Below are 24,020 nucleotides of genomic sequence, written 5' to 3' on the forward strand. Positions count from 1 at the left end.
TCGGGCGCTGCTTTATTATCAAATAAATTCTTGCAGAACTGACTAATACGGCGAAAAATAATACACCTCGTTGACACTAAATTAATTGATTAAAAATCTGGCGGGTATGATATACCAATTGTGCGCGAATGAGTAGATAACTGTGTGATAAGTGATGTTGACAAATTTCCAACAGTTGTTTAGTGCTAATCTACCGCGCCAGTTGGTTTTGCTAAGATAATTTCACTGTGTTTTGGCACATTGGCTAAGGAAAACTGCGCTACTGCTTGAGCGAGCATTTTATCTACATGGTCGATATCAACTTTAGGTTGACCTAAAAATTCTAGGGCGGCATTCAGGCTTTGTTGTGGAGCTTGTATATTGATTGCTGGAGCATGGTTTTGCTTGGAAAGTTTAAATCCTGGTTTTGCACAAGCGAGTGGTAGGTGCAACCAATTAGGTGTTGGTAAATCTAATAGGTGAAATAAACTGATTTGTCGACAACTGGCTTCTAATAAATCGCTGCCTCTGACGACTTCAGTTATTCCCTGAAAAGCATCATCAATGACGACGGCAAGTTGATATGCAAAAAGGCCATCACTGCGTTTGATAATGAAGTCTTCACCCGCAAAACCACTTTCAACATTAATGTGGCCGCGATTGATATCATCAAAAAAACTGACTTTAGCGCTATTACGAATACGGATAGCACCGGTAGTGCGTGCATTGACGATATTGACTAAACCACAGCGGCTATCGTAAACGCCTCCCATAGTTTGAATCATTTTACGGGAGCATTGGCAATAATATGCTTGGTTTTGAGCAACAAGTTTCTCTATGGTGTTTTGATAGACTTGAGTTCGCTGACTTTGATATAACACAGTGCCATGCCAATGTAGGCCATAGGCATCAAGCGTTCGCAGTATGCTATCACTGGCACCGCTAACTTCCCGCGGAGGATCGATATCTTCCATTCTGACTAACCATTGGCCATTTAAACTGTGGGCACGTAAATAGCTACCGAGTGCGGCAATTAATGATCCAAAATGAAGGGAGCCTGATGGCGATGGCGCAAAGCGTCCGATATATGACATATCTTAAGCCGTTTTGAAGTCAGGACAAATTAAATAGAAAGGGCGAGAGTGATCTCGCCCTAAACGTATTTAACCAGCCATTTGCTTTTCTTTGATTTCTGCTAACGTTTTGCAGTCAATACATTGATCAGCGGTAGGTCTTGCTTCAAGTCTGCGGATACCAATTTCGATACCACATGAGAAACAATAACCAAAATCGTCTTCTTCGATTAATTGTAGTGTTTTCTCAATTTTCTTGATCAACTTACGTTCTCTATCACGAGCACGAAGCTCTAAACTGAACTCTTCTTCTTGAGCTGCGCGGTCAACAGGATCTGGAAAATTTGCAGCTTCATCTTGCATATGAGTCAGTGTACGGTCAACTTCTTCACGCAATTGGTTACGCCATGCTTCGAGTATCACTTTAAAGTGACGACGTTGCGTGGGATTCATATATTCTTCACCAGCTTTTTCCTGGTAAGGATCTACACCTGCGATAGCGAGTACGCCAAGTTTCTTAGTGCCTTCAGGCATAACGCATCTCCTGTAATCGTTTGCGTTTAATTGCGGCTTATTTTTTACGGCGCTATCTATACCAGAATCTGTATAGCGTGGCAAATTTTTTACGGTATAAATCTTTTTTATTTAATTCATACCATCACTTTGCATGGACCGATAATTCTATTGGCTTGGGGTGACAATAGGGTTTGATATGCCAGTACTTCAACGCCTTGGTTAATCGCTTTGTTGAGTAAGTCTGCGTACTGAGGATCGATATGTGCGGCGGGTTTCACTGTTGATATTCCACTGTGCTGCACCACAAACAATAATACGGCACGATGACCCTGTTGTACCATTTCGATTAATTCTCTTAGATGCTTTTGTCCCCGCGTAGTAACGGCATCAGGAAAATAACCTTCACCTTGCTCTAACAAGGTACAACTCTTGATTTCAATATAGCACTTAGGCCGGTCTTTGCGCGTTAAAAGAATGTCGATGCGGCTATTTTCTTCACCGTATTTCACTTCACGCTGTAAAGTGGAGTAACCAGTTAGTTCGGTAATAACGCCACTATTGATAGCTTCCTCGGCAAGGGCATTGGCTCTAGCACTGTTTACGCCGATTAAATGATCTTGATCCGATTGCATTATTTCAAATGTGTGGCGATATTTTCGTTTCGGGTTATCTGATTCAGAGAACCAGACACTTTGACCAGGATATAAGCAGTTTTTCATTGAACCGGTATTAGGGCAATGAATGGTCATTTCGCTGCCATCATCTAAAATGATATCGGTCAGAAAACGCTTATAACGTTTAATGAGTCGGCCATATTGTAGCGGGGGAGTGAAGTCCATATAAATTGATTTCGTGGCAAATAATAGTAACCATACATCATTAGATAAAAGAATGTGACAGCTGATATACTATTGTCAATTTCGTTATTCGGCTGAATACATTATTATTCTATGGTGACGTACCGCGAAAATGCTGCAAACAAGGAATTTATCATGCAATTTATGACTGTCATTTTAACTCAAGAAGCTCCCGCAACTCATTGGGGTAAGTCCGATGTCACTTTTGAAGGCCAAAATAGCTTCATTCATTTAAGTGGGAATGCACCGCTTCGCCAAGTGCAAATGGCTGCCCGTAAAATTCGCAATCAAGGCATTAACCAAGTTCAGCTTCAAGGTGAACTATGGACTGTTGATTTACAGTGGGTGTTCGCCCAAGGCTTTGCCACCGCCAAACCTGGCTATGAAGTGGTTTGGTGTGGTGATGACCAACAACAGCAAATACTAACAGATCGTGCGCAGTCCGCTGCGTTTGCCCGTAAGTTAATTAACGATACCCCTGAAGACCTTTCGCCAGTGTCACTGGCTACCCAAGCGGCAAATTGGCTAAAAGGCATTGGCGGCGATAAAGTGACCTTTAATATTGTTGAAGGTCAAGACTTATTAGCTAAAAAATGGGTTGGTATTCATGCCGTTGGTCGTGGCAGTGAGCGTCCACCGGCATTATTAGAATTAGATTTTAATCCGCTTGCGGCTGATGCTCCCGTTGATGTTGCGCTTGTGGGTAAAGGCATCACATTTGACTCTGGCGGTTATAGCTTAAAGTCGTCGGTAGGTATGTTGGCGATGAAGTGCGATATGGGCGGCGCTGCAACTGTGACTGCTGCTTTAGGTTTAGCCATCAAGTCTGGTTTGAACAAACGAGTCAAACTGTATTTATGTTGCGCGGAAAACCTAGTCAGTGGCCGTGCATTTAAATTAGGCGATATTTTAACCTATAAAAATGGCACCACAGTAGAAATTGTTAATACCGATGCAGAAGGCCGTTTGGTATTAGCTGATGGTTTACAGGCTGCTTCAGAGTCAGGCGCTAAATTAATTATCGATGCCGCGACCTTAACCGGCGCTGCAGTTATGGCGGTCAGTAACGAATATAACGCAATATTTTCACCACAAACCGAAACGATAAAAATGGCGCAACAATGTGCAGCCGCAGTGGGTGAAAATGTGTGGCCATTACCGTTAGATCCTTGGCACCGCGACACTTGCCCATCTGCTTACGCTGATACGGCCAATAGTCGTCCAGTTAAAGGTGGCGGCGCAGGCGGAGCATCAAATGCAGCAGGTTTCCTATGGCGCTTTGTAACACCTGAGGCAAACTGGCTGCATATTGATTTAGCGGCGGCATTTGAGTCCTCTGCTACAGGGTTATTTAGCGCAGGCGCAACAACCCATGGTGTACTGACAGTGGCTGAAATTCTGAAGCGATAACAGCTGACCTTAATACCTTAAGCTAAACGGTATTTAAGTTATCAGATAAATGTTTGAACTCAAGCCATCGAAAGATGGCTTTTTTTATCGCTGACAATCAATCGTTTTGTAATGGCCAACTGTGCAATATGTTATATTGCTCGCCTTGTTTGGTTCTAACTGAACGATACAAGTGTAAATGTGTTGGAGAGACTGTGATGGGTAACTTATGATCCAGATTAATTAATCTTTGTTGCGCATAATCTAGTCTGTCAGCTTTTTTAAACAAGGTGATATGTGGTCGATAGTGCCATTGGCTTTGTTGAAGATCTAAGTGCAAGCAAACTTGTTGAGCGGCATCAGCCATGTTAAGCAGTATGTCGTCGGCAATGCCCTGGGCACATATTATGCCTGGCTGAATCCATAGGCAAAGTGTGTCTAACGTTAAATGAAATACAGGTTTTATTAGCTTATCTAAAGCATCCAATAGTCTTGGTGTGGATGAATGACTCACTTGGCCAAGAAAAGCTAAAGTAATATGCATATTTGATTGTGTTACGGGCAAAGCTTCTGTATTAATACATGTTGTAAGCTTTTGCTGTATATCAAAAAATTGACACTTATCTGTTTTGTTGACGCTAAATCCAATAAATAATCTTTGTGCAGCTATTGGGTGACTTGATTTCATTATTTATCCCACTATCTTTAGAAATAGATTAATTAGCATAACGTGGTACTGACGAAAACAAGGTTTTCGACTATTGTTAATCTTGACCGTGTTAATCATGGTGAAGCTATACGGAAAGTATGTAACATGTGTAAATAGAACAAAATACTTTGGGCAGTCAAGGAAGATGGCATTATGTCTATATGAACAATATATCGGCTATACCCTCTGACCAATGGCTGTAAAGAATATATCTCGCGAACTTTATTATTGAGTTAATTAATGGCTGAAAGCACCCAGAATTTATTGAAACAGGCTTTGACCTATGAGTCTTTAGAAATGGATAGCCCGATGTCAATGTTAATGATTGATAGTGTGCTAGCGCTAATATGCAAACAACTTAGTTGCGATATCGTGTTCGCGATTAAAAGTAGTCATAGCAATAACACATTTTCACCCAGTCTTGATATCGTCGATACTTCAACATATAAGGTTGCTAGTCATTCTACCAAACACTTCCCACAGCAAAACTTATTAACTCAAGCGATTGAACAAAACAAAGACTTGATTGATCTGGTACTCAATTTATCAAAGCCATTACATATTGATCAGCAACATTCTTCAGCTACAACAGAACAAGAACAATTCATTTGTCAATTTTTTGCACAGTCAATTGATAAAAATTTAGCAATATCACATTTAGAAATAACTCCAGCGGCCAATGTGGGTAATGTCGGTGTGGTGCTTATTGCAATGTCATTACAACAAACCACGGTAACAATTGATTCTAAACCGCAAAGCTGTGAAAGTTTTTGGCAATCTGTGTTAGATGAACACTGCTTTCATTTAGCAGCCGCTTTTGAGCTAAAACGATTATCCGTTTTATTGGTTAATAAAGAAAAACAATACCAAGAGCTATTCAGCCATTTGCCGATGGCGTGTGCATTAATTGATGTTAAAAATTTAGTAGTACTACAAAACCAAGTGTCGCAAAACATGCTGAAGTTTGAAGTTGGCCAGAGTTTGTTTGATTGTCTTCGACATGATGATCACGCGCTATTACAAGATACATTACATATTGTTAGGCAAGGTGTGCTTCGACAAGCTTGGTGTGAGGTGCCGCTAAAATTAGGTATATCAACCCATTGGTATAAAATGAGTTTTTGCCACGCATTAAATTCACAGCAACAACTATTATTAATGGTTGAAGATGTCACTGAACGTTATCGTTTAGCTGACGAACTGACATTTCACTCAAATCATGATGCGTTAACCGGGTTACCTAATCGGGTGCAATTTGAAGGTATGTTAGATGAGTTACTTGCCAGCGATGAAGCTATTCCTGCTTGCGTAGCCTTTCTTGATTTAGACCAGTTTCAAGTTGTTAATGATTTAAGTGGTCACCAGGCTGGCGATGAATTATTGCAGCAAGTCTCTAAACGCCTTAAGCAGTTAGTGCGCAAAGGAGATGTGGTTGCTAGATTAGGTGGTGATGAGTTCGGTATTTTAATGTATCACTCAGATGAAGTGTCTTCTCAACAAGTTGCTAAGCGAATATGCCAACAGCTTTGTGAACATGAGTTTAAATGGAAAAAGGTGAAACATAATGTCAGCATGAGCATTGGAATTGCGACATTTGATCCTAAAGCTAAAGATATTTATGAAGTCATGAGTCAGGCCGACGCAGCATGTCGGCTTGCTAAACAAGAAGGTCGGAATCGTTGGCATTATTTTAGTTCAGACGATCCGCAAGTCCATATTCTTTATACTCAAATGGTTGCTTCTGTCGACATTACCGGTGCTCTAGCACTTAACCAGTTTGAGTTGTTTTACCAGTTAATCGAGCCCCTTAATCATAATGAAGTGGGTTTGCATATGGAAATTTTGCTGCGCATGGTGCTAGAGGATGGCAGCTTTGTTTCTCCAGCGATTTTCTTACCTGCGGCAGAACGATATAACTTAGCATCAAGAGTCGATCGTTGGGTAATTGATAATTTGCTTAAATGGGGAAGCGAAAACCTCAATATTTGGCGAGAATTATCCATGGTCTCAGTTAACTTGTCAGCCATGTCGCTGGCGGACCAAAAGTTTATGAGCTGGCTTGAAATGCGTTTAATGGTTGAGCCTGAGTTGGTTGATAAACTGTGTTTCGAAATTACAGAAACCGCAGCGGTTAGCCAGTTAGAACAAGCAACTGCATTAATTGATTTGTTGCGTCCGTTAGGCTGTAAATTGGCATTAGATGATTTTGGATCAGGTTTTTCAAGTTTTGCTTACTTAAAAACCTTGGATGTAGACTTTGTTAAAATTGATGGACAGTTTGTGGTAAACGTGTGTACCGATCGCAGAGATAAAGCCATTGTTTCAGCGATTTGCCAACTCGGTAAAGATATGGATTTCGAAGTGATTGGTGAGTTTGTCGAAACCGCTGAAATCGGCGTAAAACTAAAAAAATTGGGTGTTGATTATGCCCAGGGATATGCAATTAATAAACCTTGCCCATTATCCAGCCTTAAGTCCGGTATTCGTTCACCTTGGCTGGCGGTTCGTGGACTTGATAATATGATTTACGATATTTAATCCTTTGCGAGTTTGCAATAGTGCACAGGGACAGTAAAATGACGCAATATAAAATATTGATGGCAATATGAATCATGGCTTTAAATTGACTAATGGATTTGACCGTACCCCATTATTGTGAACATATATGTTCGATGTAAGCATAAATAAAAGCACGCATTAAAACATTAACTCTAGCTCCTTAGGCCCCCTTAAATCATTTACACTTTGTTAAATAATTTGACTTCAACTAGCCCTATGGCTGATGTAACCAACATGACTCCTGCTGTTTTAAATGTGCCTATTACCGCTGTATTGCCTGATATTTTGCATGCGGTTTCATCTCATAATCAAATTATTTTACAAGCTCCCACAGGTGCAGGTAAATCAACTGCACTGCCTTTAGCTCTACTTCAATCGGGTAAAATTAAGGGCAAAATATTAATGCTGGAACCTCGTCGAGTAGCAACGCGTAATGTGGCGCGCTTTATTGCACAGCAACTCAATCAACCCCTTGGTCAGCAAGTGGGTTATCGAGTGCGGGGTGATAGCCAGGTTACCGCTAAGACTCAACTTGAGGTGGTCACCGAAGGTATTTTAACGCGGATGATCCAAGATGATCCTGAGTTAAATGGCATTGAGATGATTATTTTCGATGAAATTCATGAACGCCATTTACCCACTGATATTGGTTTAGCGTTAGCGTTAGAAGTGCAATCATCATTGCGTGAAGATCTGATTATTCTGGCAATGTCAGCAACCCTAGAAGCGCTGCCACTGCAAACTTTAATGCCTGAGGCGCAGGTTATATACAGCGAAGGAAGAAGCTTTCCTGTTGATGTGAAATACTCCCCTATAGGGTCTTCACCAGATTGGCTTAGCCATATGGCTAAAATTATTGCCGAGTTAATGCTTGAGTCAAAAAGTGATAGTGCACAGCAAAATGGTTCTTTGCTGGCTTTTTTGCCTGGCAGAGGCGAAATAAATCGCTTAGCGAGTTTATTGCAGCCAAAGTTAAGCCAAGATATTTTATTGTGTCCTTTATACGGTGACTTAACCGCAGCTGAGCAAGATAAAGCGATTCAAATAGCCCCTAAAGGTTTTCGTAAAATAGTGCTTGCCACTAACGTTGCCGAGTCCAGTTTAACGATTGAAGGTATTACTATGGTGGTCGACAGTGGCTATCAGCGCAGTGCTAACTTTAACCCTAAAACCGGTGTGTCACGTCTGAGTTTAACCCGTATCAGTCAAGCGTCTGCTGTGCAGCGCAGTGGCCGAGCAGGGCGCTTATCAGCCGGAACAGCGGTTAGACTGTGGAGCCAGGAAGAACAAGGGCGTTTATTAAAGGCAACATCACCTGAAATCGTGTTGTCTGAGCTGACCAGCGTAGCATTAGATTGTGCCTGTTGGGGCGCTAAGCAATTTAGCGATTTAGCGCTATTAACTCCAGCCCCTAAAGTGAACGAGCAATTAGCTTGGCAATTATTACATCAGCTTGAGCTGGTGGATAGCGAGCATAAAATTACCGCATTAGGCCGAGAGGCGCACCAATTAGGGTGTCATCCACGTCTGGCGCATATGTTACTTAGCGCCAAAGCATTAGCACAACTTAATGGTACACCTGAGTTTGCATTATTAGCCTGCTTAATTGCAGGCATAATAGAAGCCAGAGGTTTACCCGCAAAAGGCGCTGATATTAGTGGCTATTTGTCGATGGCTTGTCAGGGGCAAATAGGCCAACAAGCCAAGCAGTGGCAAAAGAAATTGTCACTACAGGGAGATATTAAGCAGTCTGTTCACCTAGCGAGTGATTATGATATTGCCCATCTTTTGGGGTTAGCGTATCCAGACCGCATAGCCAAAGCACGAGGCCAGTTAGGTTTTGTGTTAAGTAATGGTACCGGCGTTACCCTTGACCCCCAAGATCCACTCGTTCATGCACAATGGTTAGTGGTGGCTGATTTTCAAGAAACCCAAGGTAGAAATGCAGGCAGAGTGTATCTAGCTTGTGCGTTAGATGAGCGTTTATTAAATGATGAACTTGCGCATTTAGTGACCCAGCAAAGGGTGAGCGGCTGGGATGAAGCTAAAGGACGTTTCTTTGCGCAAACCCAAACACAGTTGGGCAGTATTGTGCTTAAATCTGTGGCTGACACCAGTATCAGTTCAACCGATATTCGAGCTGCATTAATGGCATTGGTGCAACAAAAAGGCCTAGCCATTTTAAATATAGATGAAAGTGTTAAGCAGTTGCAATTAAGGGTGATAACGGCCGCGCATTTATTGCCAGATTTGTCAGCCAAACACCCTTGGCCCGATTATACCGATGCCGGTTTAATGGCCAGTACAACTCAGTGGTTGATGCCTTACTTAACCGATGTACGCAGCTTAGCGCAACTGACTAAGCTAGATTGCGGCAAACTGTTAATTAATCACCTTACCTGGGAGCAACAGCAAACTTTAAACAGTTTAGCTCCTACGAGCTGGCTGATGTCTACCGGAACGCATGCGCCTATTCGATATCAGCTGCCTGTGGATGAATATGGCCAGGCGTATTTTGAGCATGAACAATTAAGGGCTTTACTGAGTGTTAGGCTACAAGAAGTGTTCGGCATGGGTCAAAGCCCGGTATTATTTAATGGTAAACTTGCCGTAACCATGGAATTATTGTCACCCGCGCGGCGACCGCTTGCGACAACGGCCGATTTAGCCAGCTTTTGGCAAGGGCCTTATGTCGAGGTGAAAAAAGAAATGCGCGGCAGATACCCTAAGCATTTGTGGCCAGATGACCCTGCCAATACAAAGGCAACCAAATTTACCAAAAAGAAAACTCCAGGCTTATAAGCCATTGAAGCAATTTTTATCTTATTAATAACCTTGTAGAGCAACATGGCAAAAAATAAAGCAACAAAGACATCAACAACAAAATCCTCAAAGCACAAAAAAGGCTGGTTGCTAAGTCTATTTTCATTGGCGTGGAAACTGTCACTTGTCGGTCTTGCATTGGTGACCTTTTACGCTATTTATCTTGATCAAATTATTGGCCAAAAATTTGAAGGTCAAAAATGGCATTTACCTGCACAAGTCTTCAGTCGTTCTATGGCACTTTATCCTGGGGCTGCTATTAATCATCCACAACTTATGGCTGAGCTTAAATTACTGGGTTATCGCAAAGTGGCCAATCCCCGCCAAGTAGGTGAATTTTCTGCATCGAGCACGCGTATAGAGTTGTGGCGTAGGCCGTTTTTACACCCTGAGGGAAATCAAGCTGAACAGCGCGTGATGATAAGTTTTGATAGCTTAGGAGTTAATTCTGTTGAGCGGATGAGTGACAAGCGTGAATTAGCAGTATTCCACTTAGAACCTGTTTTATTAGACCGTATTATTGCCAGCGATGGCGAAGACCGTTTATTTGTGCCAACACCAGAAATGCCTAAATTAGTGGTAGATTCATTATTGCTAGTGGAAGACCGCAGTTTTTATGATCACCATGGTGTTAACCCCTTGGCCATTGCTCGTGCTGTGGTGGTTAACATTACCGCAGGCCGCACCGTACAAGGTGGCTCGACGTTAACTCAGCAATTGGCTAAAAACTTTTTTCTAAGCAGTGAACGCTCAATTATTCGTAAAGCTCGTGAAGCATTAATGGCAATTATTATTGATTTTCGTTACAGCAAAGATGAAATCCTTGAAGCCTATTTAAATGAAGTTTACATGGGGCAAGATAAAGCCCGTGGTGTACATGGAATAGGTTTGGCATCACAGTTCTATTTTGGTCGCCCAGTGGCTGAGCTAACCGTGGCGCAGCAAGCATTTTTAGTGGCGGTGATTAAAGGGCCATCTTATTACAACCCTTGGCGATATCCAGCACGTGCACAAGAAAGACGTGATTTAGTGTTACGTATTTTAATGGAGCATAACAAGCTAACCGTCGCGCAGTACAAAGCCGCGGCAGAATCTCCTTTAGGTTTAAGGGATGGGAAAAAATCTGTCCACCAAAAACTGCCCGCATTCTTTGCAGTGGTAAAAAATGAATTAAGTCAGCGCTATGGCGATAGCTTATTAAGCCAGTCAGGCATAAAGGTCTACACTACACTTGATCCTATGGCTCAAGATGCGGCTGAAAAAGCTGTTGTGTCGACGTTAAAGTCATTAGATAAGCGAGCTAAAAACGTCCAAGTTGGCATGGTAGTGACAGACAAATACACCGGTGGTATTGCTGCAATGGTTGGGGACAAACAGCCTAGCTATGACGGTTTTAACCGTGCGGTTGAAATTCGCCGACCTATTGGCTCGCTCATTAAGCCGTTCGTATATGCTGCAGCGTTAGCTCAAGCGGATAAGTTTACTTTAGCCAGCCCATTAGCCGACAAACCACTCACCTTGAAAAATGAACAAGGTAAAACCTGGTCACCCAATAATGTGGATAAAAAATTCAGTGGTGAAGTGTCTTTATTAGAGGCATTCACCCACTCAATGAACGTACCAACAGTTAACGCGGGTTTAGCTGTTGGGGTTGATAACGTCGCAACAACCATTCAAAAAGCTGGTTGGAATGAGGCTATACCGCATTATCCTTCTATGTTATTGGGCGCGGTGAACGGTTCGCCGTTAATGGTCGCACAGGTTTATCAAACCATTGCTGATGAAGGGCGCTATCGCAAACTGACTTCGATCACTGCGGTGTTAGACAGTCAAAATGCGCCGCTTGAGGTCAACCGTTTAGCAAATGAAATAGCCATCGATCCCGCAACTGACTATTTAGTGCAGTATGCGATGCATAATGTTGTACAAAAGGGCACAGCTAAACGCTTAGGTGCAGCATTTCCAGGTGTTAGATTGGCCGGAAAAACGGGCACCAGTAACGACAGCCGAGACTCATGGTTTGCGGGTTTTGACGAGCGAAATGTCGCCGCTATTTGGGTAGGACAGGACGATAACAGTAAAACGGGTTTATATGGCAGCAGTGGTGCTATGGCGGTTTACCAGGCATTTTTACACCAACGTCCGCCGTTAAGTTTACGTATGCCACCGGTGAACGGCATTGTGAATGGTTATTTTGACCAGACTAATGGTGCAGCTATGCAACCTAAGTGTCATAACGTGGTTAACTTACCCGCCCATCAGGTCAGTTACAAACCCGCAGCAAATTGTGGTGAATCATTATCTTGGTGGCAAAAGTTGCTTGGCGAGTAACGACTACTTTTGTTAAGGCATTCATGCTGCAAGTTGCAGCGTGAGTGCAACATGAGTGAAGCATAAACATCACGGCATTAACGTATGGCTTATTTTAGCTGCTTGCTTATATGCTCATCGTTTCGTGACGCTGGTATAAAACAATCAATAATATGCTTAATAAAATGAAGACGGGTCAATATCTAAACTACTCGGAGAGACTCCTCGCTCTATATAAACCTCAGATTTTAATAAATCAATCATAGTGACTTCGCTGTAGCGTTTATTTTTTTGCGAATAAAAACATTTCACTATTGGGTGTAATGCATCGCGTCCTTTAGCTTGCCAAACTATCCCGACTTGCTCATTAGACAGCAGTACTAGTGAGCCTACCGGGTATATTCCAATGCAGCGGATAAACTCATAAACTAATTTTTGGTCTAAATGAAATGGGGTTAAACTGATCAAAATTTTGAATGCTGCAGCCGGGCTCATGGCCTCTTTATAGCAACGTGTTGCAGTAAGGGCATCAAAAATGTCAACAATGCAACTCATGCGTCCATGCAGAGGAATATCATCTCCCTCTAAACCCTTAGGATAACCACGACCATCAATTTTCTCATGGTGCATGAGGCAAACATCTTTACTTATTTGTGACAAGCCTTGGGTATCATCCATGATGGCCATCGCATAGACTTGATGCAACTTCATATGCTCAAATTCATCCGGAGTAAGTTTGCCGGGTTTGTGTAAAATGTTATTATCGAGTTGAATTTTGCCTACGTCGTGGACAATACCTCCGACAGCCATTTGCCTAAGTAAGTCGGTATCAAGGTTTAAATGATGGCCAAAAGTCACCAGTAAAAACGCAACATTAATAGAATGTTCCATCAAATAAGCATCTTTAGTGCGCAGTGCTGAGATACATTTAAAGGCGTCGGCATCATCTAATATCAACTCAATCATCTGGTCGGCAACAGCCTCGAATGGACCGACTTCAATCGCTTTGCCTTCATAGGTTTCAGATAGCACCTTTTGAATTAAGCTTTTTGCTTCAGTGAGGAGTTTTTTTGCATAGATTCGCTTATCTTCTCGTGAGGAAATGGCTTTTCGTACTAGAGGGTTTAGGCCAGTTGATTTTGTTGCTTTTAGCCCACAAGAGTCCGATGAGCGTTCGATATCGACCCATACTGTGGTGATATTATTTTTTATCAGTTTGACGATGGCATCACTGTGTTTTATTTGGCCTGGATTAAGCACGTCTACTTTGTCTTGTTGGCGATCAATTGCCACAATGAACATCCCTAGTACAAGCTTATCAATTGGGATTTTAATGACATTGTTTGATCCAACAGAATCGTTCATGCACATATTACTCCAAAAAAGGGGACTGAAAACGAGTAGAGTCAAGATAACATTTGATTAACATTGTTAATCAATTTAGCATATTCAGCGAGAGATTACCTATTTAAGCATGAGGTTATGACGATATTTATTAACCTTCATAATAGTCATTTTACCCAAGGGGTTAGCTCAGTTACTATTTTGATCCTGCAGGCTTGATTCGTTTATAAGCTGACTTATATGGATTAATAGTATGAAGTAAGTCGATTTTGAAACTCGAGTTAATTTGTTTAATACTGATCTACCCAGTGATTATTACCTGTCGTTTAGTGATTACTTATTGCTTAAATCAGTTTTTAATTTAGCGATTTCATTTAGCATGGTTATTTGGTTTTGTTCCATCTTAGCTTGATTTGCTTCCATACGTAATAATGCATTTTCTAACTCATTTTTAATCGCTTCTTGATGTGCTTCATTGCGCTCAGACGATTCATCGGGGGAGACAAAAACTGAAGCCATATAACCTGAAATTACCCCAAAAAAGCTTACGCCACTGATAATTACAATACCGCCAATGACGTGCCCTAAAGTACTCACTGGATAAAAATCACCATAGCCTACGGTTGAAATGGTGACTAATGCCCACCAAATAGCTTGTTCTGCGGTATGAATGTTTGCGCCATCAACACCCGACTCAACGATAAGTATCAGTACTGAAGCGTTGGCTAAAATCAGAACCATCGCTAGCAGCAAACTTGCCAATGTGGCTTGCTTTTTTTGCTTCAACAAAGGTAAAAAAATCGAGCGGCTGGTGCGGATCAGTCGAATAACGCGCAGTATTTGAAATACGCGAGCAATTCTTAATGCTTCTATAGCGGGAATGCTGGCAACAAAATCTATCCAATGATGGCGCCAGTAGTAAGCTTTATTGCGTGCTTTAAACAAGCCCCAAAAAAAACGACTCATAAAAACAAAACAAATACCGCCGTCGATATACAATAAAATACGATAGGTCTCGGGTTCGAGCTTGCCAAAGGTCAATGCTAAAACAATGATCACCGAGAAAAATGATAAAATCATCATCGCAAAATCAAAAGGATTGAGCGAGTTAATATTTTTAGTAGCCCATCGCTTAGATTTGATCATCAAAAAAGTCCGTTTAGTAAAAGTAGATCTTGGATTCGTTAAGTGGCATTTTTGACATAAAAAAACGCGCTAGGCAAAAGTCTAACGCGTTTTAAGTATTTATTCATTATCGGTAAAACAATGAGTCATTATTTCTTATCGATAAAATGAACCAGATCATCCAAGACTCGCTTTTTGATTTCAAGCTGAGCATCTGATGGTAAGGCATATTTTTCTGCTAACAATACATAATCATCAGCGCTTAGCGATACCGTCAGTCTAGGTCGCTTAGGGCGTTTAGATACCGACAAACCCAGAATGGTGCGAATTTGATCAGAAGGACTAACACCGCGATCTAGCGCGGCCTTACGGATAGAATATTGAAATTGCTCATCAATATCAAAAGCCACTTGAGTGGCTTTGGCTGCTTTTTGATTATTTAACCATTTCTCTGGTAATGGTTTACCTTTGCTCATAGCGTCGACTCTCCTAGATTAGCTTGCAGGCCAGTATTCGCGGATATCCGTTAACGGGCGATATAAGGTCAACATGACCTCAGTGTCGCCACCTTCATAAACTTCAATATCAAGCGCGTGAGTGTCTTGGTTATTAATGAGTGAGTAACTTTCAAATGCTTCGCCGCGGGCACCATTTTCATCCTGTGGAGGCTTTTGACCACGGTAATCTTCACGGTGAAAATAACCAAAACCGGCAAATTCCACTTGATGATAATCGTCGGACAGCCACTGACCAAACTCTTCAGCTGTGTCAGCTGATAGCGTTTGTAAGGTTAGAGTCGCTTTGCCTGGTTCTTCAAAAATTTCAGCAAAAGCATCTAAGTCAAAAAGCTTATCAACTGTGTCGCGATTCACTTTAATAGAAAAACTTAAATAGGCTTCGTCTTCCACCACGTATGACATAAAAATTGGGCTGCCACTGTGACCACGTAATAAGTATTCACATTGCTGCGATCGTTCATATTCGTAAGTGTGGATAGCTTCAACCTTTAGCTGCTGTCCGCGCAATTGCGCGGGCAACGCAAAGCTGTCATCAAGGGTTAACATATCACCCTTGAGCAGCTTATTGGGATGGTCAAGCTGGCGCTTAGGGGCTTCTTTTTTGCCGAATAGGCCGCTTAAAAATCCCATAATCAATTAGCCTTTACGTGCTTTAATACGATCAAGTACTGCATTAGCACTCGACTTTTGCTCACCAATGCCAGCTTCTGCTAGTTTGGCGTGTAATGACTTGTCGCTGTTTTCTTCCGCTAATGTTTCAGACGCTTTTAGGCGGTCATCAAACTGTTGTTGACGAGCTTTGATGCGCTCTAAAGAATCTTTAGCGTTAAGCAGTTTTGAATTGCTTGAGGCGAATGAGTCAGTAATGGTCGCAGTGGCTTTTTGCACGCTTTCAGTGGTCTTTACCATGCTTAATTGACGTTGGTAATCAGATAACTGGCGTTCAGTTTTCTTAACCAAATCTTTAAGGCGAACAGCATGCGAGCTAAAGCTATCATTGGCAGTCTGTTGCTCAGATAACTCTTGGTCAAGTTGAGCAATTTTTTCTGCAATTTCAATTGCTAAAGCTTCATTACCTTTCTCAAGCGCTTGAGTCACATAACCTTCATGCTCAGCAACACTGCGCTTCAAACGATCAACCTCACGATTGGCTTGCATTTCTTTCGCCATCACGTCAGTTAATTCACGCTTGGCGTTAGTTAAATGTTTTTCTGCATCACGAATTTCTTGTTCAAAAATACGTGTTGAGTTAGCGTCAACAATGCTTTGACCAACTTCTGTCGCGCCGCCACGAAATGCGGTTAGGATTTTATTTAAAATGCCCATAATTGACTCCTTAATTCAAAAACTCTGAGAGTTCATCGATCACTTCCAAACAGTTGTCTGAAAGTACTGCTAATTCTTGCTCAATCTCTTCCATACTGGACTCGACTGATAATGCACCGTAAACCACATATTTATCATCGATTTTTGCGAATGAAGATAGTGGCATTGGAATGTTGAGCTCTAACATGGTCTCAAACATTTCTGCGCGGCGTGATTGATTGACTTCATCTTCGCCCCATAAGTAACTGATGCACAATATTTGGTTGTCAGTCACTGAGACAAAAACCGGAATTTCTTCTCGGCCAACAACGTTGACTTGAAGCACTTCTACTTCCCCGTCAATTGGGTAACAATCAAATTGAAAACCGGTACGGCTTTTGTCACAAAGACCATTTAAGTGGTTAGCAATAGTGTGGATGTTCATAGTTGTCCTTATATGACATATTATGTCTGTGTTAAAGATAGCATCAAGACATAATATGTCAAGTGCTATCGTGTCCATTAAAAAAGATTCATCACTTCATTTTCAGACCATGCTGCTAAATGATAATGGTAAAGCTGTAATGAGCCAATGTGGTTGATTTTGACATCTTGTTGTTCAGCATAGTAATTGCCAGGAAATTCGAATGCTCCGTTGACTAAGCCTAAGGTGAGCCAGTCGCTTTGAATAGGCAGTTGAGGAAGTGCCGCCAACCTATGTTTAGGTGATAAACCTTGTTTACTGCCAATGCTCCAGCCCCATTCGCCAAAGCTGGGGACATTATGGTGGAACTGGTCGACCTTAAAGCCAGCAGACGCTAGGGTTTTGCCAATAGAGATAAAGGCTTTAGGGGCATGATAAGGTGAGGTTGATTGTACGGTGATAATACCATCGGCACTGAGTAGCTCATTTAGCTTACGATAGAATAAATCGGAATAAAGTTTATTTAAATCAGGGTGACTAGGGTCTGGTAAGTCTACAATGATGGCATCAAAGTGTTGACCTTGCGCAATTAAGCTATCTACCCCATTAAAGGCATCATCATTGATAAGTGTCAATCTGGGGTCATTTAAACTATTGCCGTTCAATTCCAGCATTGCTTTGCTTAAAAAAGCTGGCATGTCATCGGGAGGTGACTTAAATAAGCTGACTAAGTCTTTATCTAAATCTATTAGGGTGACTGTTTTAGGTTCCCAAGCAAGTACTTGCTTTAAACCTAGGCCATCGCCGCCACCAATAATTAACACATTGTCATGGCGAGCACTGGCTGCCAAGGTCGGGTGAACCAAGAAGTTATGGTAAATATGCTCATCACTACTGGAAAACTGTAATCGGCCGTTGATATACAAATTATAAACTGGGGCTAATCCATTACCTCGTAACCGCTCGGTAAAAGTGAGCTGTTGAAAACGGGTTGATTTTGCATATACGACTTTATCTTTGTATAACAAATTATTGAAGTGTTGTTCCCACTGTGGCCCTTTGGTTGCCAATAGTCCAATGCAGACGCTAGCAATGATATGCCCGACAAGTAGCCATTTTGCATGGTTGATATTATGCCAGAAGCGCCAAATGAAAATAGCACCAGCAATCAGGTTTACACTGGCGGTGAGTGCGGCTGCAAGTTGGATATCTATCGATAACATAAAGAATACCCAAATAGCAGCACCAATCCCTGCACCTACGTAATCCGCACCGTAAATCGTCCCCGCGTTATGGAGTAAATGCGCTTCCGAAAGCGACTGCCTGACTCTGGCGATCAGCGGAATTTCCATACCAATCATCAGGCCTAATATTACTCCCCAAACATAGGGAAGGTATTCACTTAGCGACTGTAATGTGGCAATAAAGCCACCGTTAGGCAGTTGATCTGGTGGCAAACCTAAGTTACTGGCAATAGCCAATGGCAGTTGTTGCCCAAAGCCAATAACTGCCGCGGTAATGATGATGGCGAACGAGCCACACAAGGCGACACTTAATTCTAAGATGGCAAAACCGGTGAAAGCACATTTGATTTTACGTGCGGCAAATGCGCCAACTCCCATAGAGACAATCATTAAGCCGATCATGGTGTAAATAGCGGCTTCTAACGCACCTAATATTCTTCCAGCATAGTGTGAAAGTAGGTACTCATAGATTAAACCACAACCGGCAAGCAGTGCCATAATGCCCAGCAGTAAGGCATCATCAAACCAGGTGATACGTTTATTTATAGGTAAAGCTGGAGAGGCAGCATCACTTTGCTTGAAATCCTCCGCTGTTGATTGAGGTGTTTGTGTTTCAAGCAAAGTGTTAGACATAGTTGTTAAGCCATTAATGCCGTTAAGATTAGGGCAACAGCAATGCTGATTGCCATTTCAACCGCGGCAATACCGATGTTGTGTTGTTTTTCGACTTCTTCGGCTAAGTTAATACCAGCAAGGACTAACTTTTTGACTAGCATGATGACCAAACTCATCAGCACTAGCATCACAAAAGAGAAAATTAACCAGCCGATAAGATTACCCACATAGGCGGTTGGAATGTATAGAATAAAGTGGCTGGCGGCATTAAAGCTAAGTGCCATCGCAATCATATAACCGCTGTGACGTATGGAGAGAGCTGTTTGTCCTTGTTTTAACGCTTGTTGCATTGAGGCATCTTGATTACGTTTGGCATAACGGCTTTCACGCAAGCGAGTTAAAATAACTAAGATTAATTGTGACACTAAAAATGCACTGAAAATGGCAATAAAAGTGTCGATAGTGATGTCTTCTACCCACATTAATACGGCGCGAATTATAATCGCCGTTGCGATAGCTGCTGCAGCATCTACTATAGCAACTGATACATTACCCTTAAGTATTTCATCACTTTTATTAAATTCATTTAAGGCAATTTTGTCATGTAGATAACGCCCTAGCTTAATCAGTACTAGCCCGAAAAAACCGTAGGCGGTCATGCCGATGGCTTCTGTGGTATATGATATTGCCGCTTCTCCGGTTATTGCGCCTGTTAGCACAATACCTAAAGCAGCGACTGCGCCAGCAGTGCTAATACCAAAGGCAAAATTATCGCGTACTGCCAGTTCTTGGGTGCTATTGACCTTAATGGACCAGCCCTGCAAATAACGCATTAAGGCTAATAAGATAACTGCGATAGTTAAATCAATCGCAAGAATAATGAGTAGTGGCTCTGTGATGCCATATTGTTGAAGAAATGTCATTGTCAGTCCTACCTATTTGCCACGACTAATGCCGCGAGTGGTGCGGCTACTTGAATTACGGAAACTACTCGTTTTTGAATAGTTTGAACGAAACTTATTGCTTGCTGTACGGGTTGTACTACTGGCTTTAGGGGCACTAGTACTTTGACGAGATAAGCTGGTTGATCCTGTACGAGGTTTAGCGTACGGGCTATCAAACTTTTTACCTTGGCTGGCGAAGCTTTTTTTGGTTTGCTCATAGGTTTTAGCCTGCGAGGTTGCTTGCTGAGGTGAGGTGTAGCGATAGCGGCCGACATCATTGTAGTAGCTATAGCCACGGCGGCTTGACCAATTGTCATAACGAATAGGGCGTTGGAAGACATTAGAGAACATCGCATACATGCCATACCAAGCCCAAAACGATGTACCGCTTGAGTTCGATTGCCAACTGCCATAAGAGGGATTACCTACCAATTGACTGCCTGGACCAAAATCTTCACTGCCATTGGCTAACGCTGCCGCTTCACGGCTAATAGAATTTACTCGAGCTAATTTACCTTGAGATAAATCGGCAACCACGTTAACCGGGTCTGACAACATATCGTTATACAAGCTGGTGTCAGTGGCTTGGTAGACGTTTTCCGCTTCAGCCAGTTGCTGGTCTAAGTCAATAAAATTAGCCGCATTCGCCAAGTCAGCATTGCGACGCAGCAAAGATTGGTACATAGGCCCAAGGGTGGTGGCATCTAATGCCAGCTCACTGATTAATGGCGCAAGATCAGGACTTTGTCTAGTGAGCAATTCACTGTATTGCTTTAACAAGGTTGCATTGCGTAATTGACCACTTTCAAGACCGCTTTTTAGTTGCGCTAAACGCTGTGTGGTTAATTGTTGATATTTTGCGATTTGCTCAGGTCGATCATCACCGCAGCCCGTAAGATTTAGGCCGATAAAAAGCATGATAAAAAACGTGAATACACGGGGAAACTTGCCAGCCATGTTTTCTCCAAGTGTTATAAAATTCATGTGCATAGGGCACAATTTTTAATGTGCGTATAGTACAGGGTATAGTATCTTGAGTATATTAACCTTAACTCCAAATACTAAAAGCACTTAAAGCGTTATTTGTTCTGCTCACAGTACAGAATTCAGTCGTAATTGGCTCGTTGTTGGTGCCCAAATTACCTTTGAAAACAAAATTACGTAAATGCTTAAGATGACAGTTTATATTCTAAGTCATATTAACTCGGTCACTCATCGCTTGTTTTTGAGTTAAAAATAAAAAAACTTCAGGTTCAAGATATAACATTCTTGACATATTATGTCTAACAGAGAATTTGAACAAAGGATAATTATCGCCATGCCATCTCAAAGTAACAAGGTATTATCTGCACAAATACAGCAAGTAGCAGAAAGTTACTGGTTAAGATTAGTCGACCTCTGGCCTGAGGCTAATGCGCTGACTAATGTTCAGCAAACCGAGCTGCGCACTGTATTAGGACTAAGTGATTATATTGCTGATCAGTTATGCCGTAATCCTCAATGGATACCTCAGCTTTTTAACGGTTTGCTCGATGAAGTGGTGCGGGCTGACTTTGGTAAAGAACTGGATCAAATCCTGACAGCGCTCACTACTGAAGAGCAAGTTAAGTCGGCGTTGCGTCTATTTCGTAATAAGCAAATGGTACGACTGGCATGGCGAGATTTTGCTAATTACGCAAAACTAGAAGACTCTTTAGTTGATTTGTCTGCGTTAGCCGAAGCATTAGTGATTGCGGCAAGAGACTGGCTTTATAGAGATACTTGCCAACAACTGGGCACACCTACCGATGCTGAGGGTAAACCGCAGCCTTTATTGATTCTCGGTATGGGTAAATTAGGTGGCCGAGAGCTTAATTTCTCTTCTGATATCGATTTAATATTCACCTTTCCTGAACATGGCGAAACAGTGGGCGGCCGCCGTGCGATAGCTAATCAGCAGTTTTTTATTCGTATGGGACAGAAGCTAGTTAACCTGCTTGATCAAGTCACCGCCGATGGTTTTGTGTTCCGAGTTGATATGCGTCTGCGTCCCTATGGCGAAAGCGGGCCTTTAGTGGTCAGCTTTGCCGGCCTTGAAGATTATTACCAGGAACAAGGACGCGACTGGGAACGTTACGCCATGGTAAAAGCCAGAGTACTTGGCCCCTGGACCGCTTACTGTGACGAGTTACATGGCTTATTACGTCCGTTTGTATATCGCCGTTATATTGATTTTTCTGCGATTGAGTCATTGCGAAAAATGAAGCAAATGATTGCCCAGGAAGTGCGTCGCCGCCAATTAACCGACAACATTAAGCTCGGCGCTGGTGGCATTCGTGAAGTGGAGTTCGTGGTGCAAAGTTTTCAGTTAATTCGGGGAGGACGTGAACCTGCACTGCGTCAGCAAAGCTTATTTGGCGCGATTGATATTTTATACAGTTTAGGGCAACTGGAATACTTAGCTGTTGATGAGTTAAAACATGCTTATATTTTATTGCGCAGAGTTGAAAACTTGCTGCAAGCCATTGATGACAAACAAACCCAGACATTACCGAATAATTCATTGGACTGGGAACGTTTATGTTACAGCATGGGGTTAACCAACGAAACGGATTTACGTACTCATATTGAAGCGGCTATGGCAAAAATTCATGGTCATTTTAATGCCACAGTAGGTGGCAGTGATTCACATGAACATAGCGATCATTGGACAAGTTTGTTTTGGAATATTCAGCAAGATGATCATGCTGACAATTTATTGCAAGAACAACAAATTGAAGACCCTGAATTATGGCCACTTCTGAGTGACTGGCGTAATACCGTTTCTAAGCGATCAATTGGCCCCCGAGGTCGAGAAACCCTAGACCGGTTAATGCCAAAACTGCTAGAAGAGTTAACGGTTCAAACTAAACCCAGTTTGGCATTTAAGCCAGTATCTAAGGTGTTGGATAAAATATTAACCCGCACCACTTATCTTGAATTGTTATGTGAAAATCCAGGCGCCCGTCAACAATTGGTCAGTTTATGTTGTGCCAGTCCGTGGATTGCTAAAGAGTTAGCCAACTTTCCAATGCTGTTAGATGAGCTAATCGATCCCGCTCAACTATATGATATCACCTCGATTGATGACTATCCAAGCGAGCTGCGACAATATCTGCTGCGTGTGCCAGAAGATGATATGGAGCAGCAAATGGAAGCTTTGCGCCAGTTTAAGTTATCGCAACAGCTAAAGATTGCCGCGGCAGATGTCACCGGAGTATTACCTGTTATGCAAGTGAGCGACCACCTCACTTATTTGGCTGAAGCTATTATTGAGCAAGTTGTATTGCATGCTTGGCATCAAATTGCTGCACGTCACGGTGTGCCTCAAGGAACCTCTCCAAATGAGATGGGTTTTGCGGTTATTGGATACGGTAAATTAGGCGGCATTGAGCTGGGCTATGGTTCAGATTTAGATTTAGTCTTCTTACACGGTAATAACATAGCGGGGACGACTGATGGCGAACGGCCAATAGACAACAGTCATTTTTATTTAAAATTAGCTCAACGCATAGTACATTTATTTGCGACCCGTACCACCTCAGGTGAATTGTATGAAGTTGACATGCGCCTACGTCCATCGGGATCCTCAGGATTGTTAGTGAGTGAAATTGAACGCTTTGGTGAGTATCAAATGCAAGATGCATGGACTTGGGAGCATCAAGCCTTAGTGCGTTCGAGATTTGTATTTGGCGACCATGAGTTAGCCCATCGTTTTAGCTTACTAAGGGCGCAAGTATTACAAATTCAGCGCGATAAAAATGAACTGGCCACCGCTGTAAGGGATATGCGTATCAAAATGCGAGATCACTTGTTGCAGGCAAGCGCTGGCATGTTTAACTTAAAACAAAGTGAGGGTGGAATTGCTGATATCGAATTTATCGCCCAGTTTATGGTGTTGGCTTATGCACATCAATACCAAGAGCTAACCATATGGTCAGACAATGTGCGTATCTTTGAAGTGTTGGCCGATTTAGAACTGATGCCAGTAATGCAAGCGCAGCATTTAACTCAAACCTATTGCTGGCTAAGAGATCACAATCATGAGCTCACGTTACAACAAATGGGTAGCCAAATTGATAACGATTTAGTTAAAAATAGAACGGAAACAGTGATTGAAATTTATCGTCATATTCTTGAAATGAAATATTAGTTAGGCCACATTCATAGGGAAGAATACTCCTTAATTAATGTGTTTATACTGTATTGGTTATGGCTAAAACTAAAACAGGTTAACTTTAGATAAAGTTAACCTGTTTTGTTATATA

Annotated in this window: 18 protein-coding genes; 5 read left to right on the top strand and 13 right to left on the bottom strand. The window is 42.1% G+C overall.

Annotated features, from left to right (window positions below; translation table 11 throughout):
* Nucleotides 1–185: 185 nt before the first annotated feature.
* From gluQRS to sfsA, 3 genes are all read right to left on the bottom strand, one after another.
* Nucleotides 186–1,073, bottom strand: a complete 888-nt coding sequence (gene gluQRS, locus ACRWP9_RS05465; RefSeq protein WP_434928281.1) for a tRNA glutamyl-Q(34) synthetase GluQRS — start codon at nucleotides 1,071–1,073, stop codon at nucleotides 186–188.
* A gap of 69 nt (nucleotides 1,074–1,142) precedes the next feature.
* On the bottom strand, nucleotides 1,143–1,586 hold the full coding sequence (gene dksA / locus ACRWP9_RS05470; RefSeq protein WP_226411155.1) for an RNA polymerase-binding protein DksA: 444 nt from the start codon (nucleotides 1,584–1,586) through the stop codon (nucleotides 1,143–1,145).
* A 116-nt stretch (nucleotides 1,587–1,702) separates the two neighbouring features.
* Complete coding sequence (gene sfsA / locus ACRWP9_RS05475) at nucleotides 1,703–2,407, bottom strand: DNA/RNA nuclease SfsA (RefSeq protein WP_434928282.1); 705 nt, start codon at nucleotides 2,405–2,407, stop codon at nucleotides 1,703–1,705.
* 153 nt (nucleotides 2,408–2,560) lie between these two features.
* Here sfsA and pepB point away from each other — a divergent pair, with 153 nt between their 5' ends.
* Entirely contained in the window at nucleotides 2,561–3,835 is a 1,275-nt protein-coding gene (pepB, locus tag ACRWP9_RS05480) for an aminopeptidase PepB (RefSeq protein ID WP_434928283.1), read from the top strand.
* Between the two features lie 97 nt (nucleotides 3,836–3,932).
* Here pepB and thpR read toward each other — a convergent pair whose 3' ends face one another.
* Entirely contained in the window at nucleotides 3,933–4,502 is a 570-nt protein-coding gene (gene thpR, locus ACRWP9_RS05485; RefSeq protein ID WP_434928284.1) for an RNA 2',3'-cyclic phosphodiesterase, read from the bottom strand.
* A gap of 261 nt (nucleotides 4,503–4,763) precedes the next feature.
* On the opposite strand from thpR, the gene ACRWP9_RS05490 reads away from it, so the two are divergent.
* The 3 genes from ACRWP9_RS05490 to mrcB all read left to right on the top strand — a co-directional run bounded on the left by ACRWP9_RS05490 (nucleotide 4,764) and on the right by mrcB (nucleotide 12,236).
* Entirely contained in the window at nucleotides 4,764–7,061 is a 2,298-nt protein-coding gene (locus tag ACRWP9_RS05490) for a putative bifunctional diguanylate cyclase/phosphodiesterase (protein ID WP_434928285.1), read from the top strand.
* 255 nt (nucleotides 7,062–7,316) lie between these two features.
* On the top strand, nucleotides 7,317–9,884 hold the full coding sequence (gene hrpB, locus ACRWP9_RS05495; protein ID WP_434928286.1) for an ATP-dependent helicase HrpB: 2,568 nt from the start codon (nucleotides 7,317–7,319) through the stop codon (nucleotides 9,882–9,884).
* Nucleotides 9,885–9,929: 45 nt separating this feature from the next.
* On the top strand, nucleotides 9,930–12,236 hold the full coding sequence (gene mrcB, locus ACRWP9_RS05500) for a penicillin-binding protein 1B (protein ID WP_434928287.1): 2,307 nt from the start codon (nucleotides 9,930–9,932) through the stop codon (nucleotides 12,234–12,236).
* A gap of 156 nt (nucleotides 12,237–12,392) precedes the next feature.
* Here the strand turns inward: mrcB and ACRWP9_RS05505 are convergent, their stop codons facing one another.
* From ACRWP9_RS05505 to ACRWP9_RS05545, 9 genes are all read right to left on the bottom strand, one after another.
* Nucleotides 12,393–13,580 carry an HD-GYP domain-containing protein gene (locus ACRWP9_RS05505; protein WP_434928288.1) on the bottom strand — a complete coding sequence of 396 codons (1,188 nt, stop codon included), beginning with the start codon at nucleotides 13,578–13,580 and terminating at the stop codon, nucleotides 12,393–12,395.
* Nucleotides 13,581–13,892: 312 nt separating this feature from the next.
* Nucleotides 13,893–14,705: an ion transporter gene (locus ACRWP9_RS05510; protein ID WP_434928289.1), complete on the bottom strand. Its 813-nt coding sequence runs from the start codon at nucleotides 14,703–14,705 to the stop codon at nucleotides 13,893–13,895.
* 128 nt (nucleotides 14,706–14,833) lie between these two features.
* Nucleotides 14,834–15,160 (bottom strand): hypothetical protein, encoded by a 327-nt coding sequence (locus tag ACRWP9_RS05515; RefSeq protein ID WP_226411137.1) that lies wholly within the window; start codon nucleotides 15,158–15,160, stop codon nucleotides 14,834–14,836.
* Between the two features lie 18 nt (nucleotides 15,161–15,178).
* Nucleotides 15,179–15,832, bottom strand: a complete 654-nt coding sequence (locus tag ACRWP9_RS05520) for a hypothetical protein (protein WP_226411135.1) — start codon at nucleotides 15,830–15,832, stop codon at nucleotides 15,179–15,181.
* A 6-nt stretch (nucleotides 15,833–15,838) separates the two neighbouring features.
* Entirely contained in the window at nucleotides 15,839–16,528 is a 690-nt protein-coding gene (locus ACRWP9_RS05525; protein ID WP_434928290.1) for a PspA/IM30 family protein, read from the bottom strand.
* Between the two features lie 10 nt (nucleotides 16,529–16,538).
* Nucleotides 16,539–16,952 carry a YjfI family protein gene (locus ACRWP9_RS05530; protein ID WP_226411131.1) on the bottom strand — a complete coding sequence of 138 codons (414 nt, stop codon included), beginning with the start codon at nucleotides 16,950–16,952 and terminating at the stop codon, nucleotides 16,539–16,541.
* A gap of 77 nt (nucleotides 16,953–17,029) precedes the next feature.
* A complete protein-coding gene (locus ACRWP9_RS05535) occupies nucleotides 17,030–18,808 on the bottom strand; it encodes a polyamine aminopropyltransferase (RefSeq protein ID WP_434928291.1) in 1,779 nt (592 codons plus the stop codon).
* 5 nt (nucleotides 18,809–18,813) lie between these two features.
* A complete protein-coding gene (locus tag ACRWP9_RS05540; protein ID WP_434928292.1) occupies nucleotides 18,814–19,713 on the bottom strand; it encodes a DUF350 domain-containing protein in 900 nt (299 codons plus the stop codon).
* A 12-nt stretch (nucleotides 19,714–19,725) separates the two neighbouring features.
* Nucleotides 19,726–20,691 (bottom strand): hypothetical protein, encoded by a 966-nt coding sequence (locus ACRWP9_RS05545; RefSeq protein WP_434928293.1) that lies wholly within the window; start codon nucleotides 20,689–20,691, stop codon nucleotides 19,726–19,728.
* A 361-nt stretch (nucleotides 20,692–21,052) separates the two neighbouring features.
* Here ACRWP9_RS05545 and glnE point away from each other — a divergent pair, with 361 nt between their 5' ends.
* Nucleotides 21,053–23,905 (top strand): bifunctional [glutamate--ammonia ligase]-adenylyl-L-tyrosine phosphorylase/[glutamate--ammonia-ligase] adenylyltransferase, encoded by a 2,853-nt coding sequence (gene glnE, locus ACRWP9_RS05550; protein WP_434928294.1) that lies wholly within the window; start codon nucleotides 21,053–21,055, stop codon nucleotides 23,903–23,905.
* Nucleotides 23,906–24,020 lie beyond the last annotated feature (115 nt).

Origin of the sequence: Shewanella sp. HL-SH2, from assembly GCF_051164935.1 — a bacterium.
Lineage (GTDB): Bacteria > Pseudomonadota > Gammaproteobacteria > Enterobacterales > Shewanellaceae > Shewanella > Shewanella glacialimarina.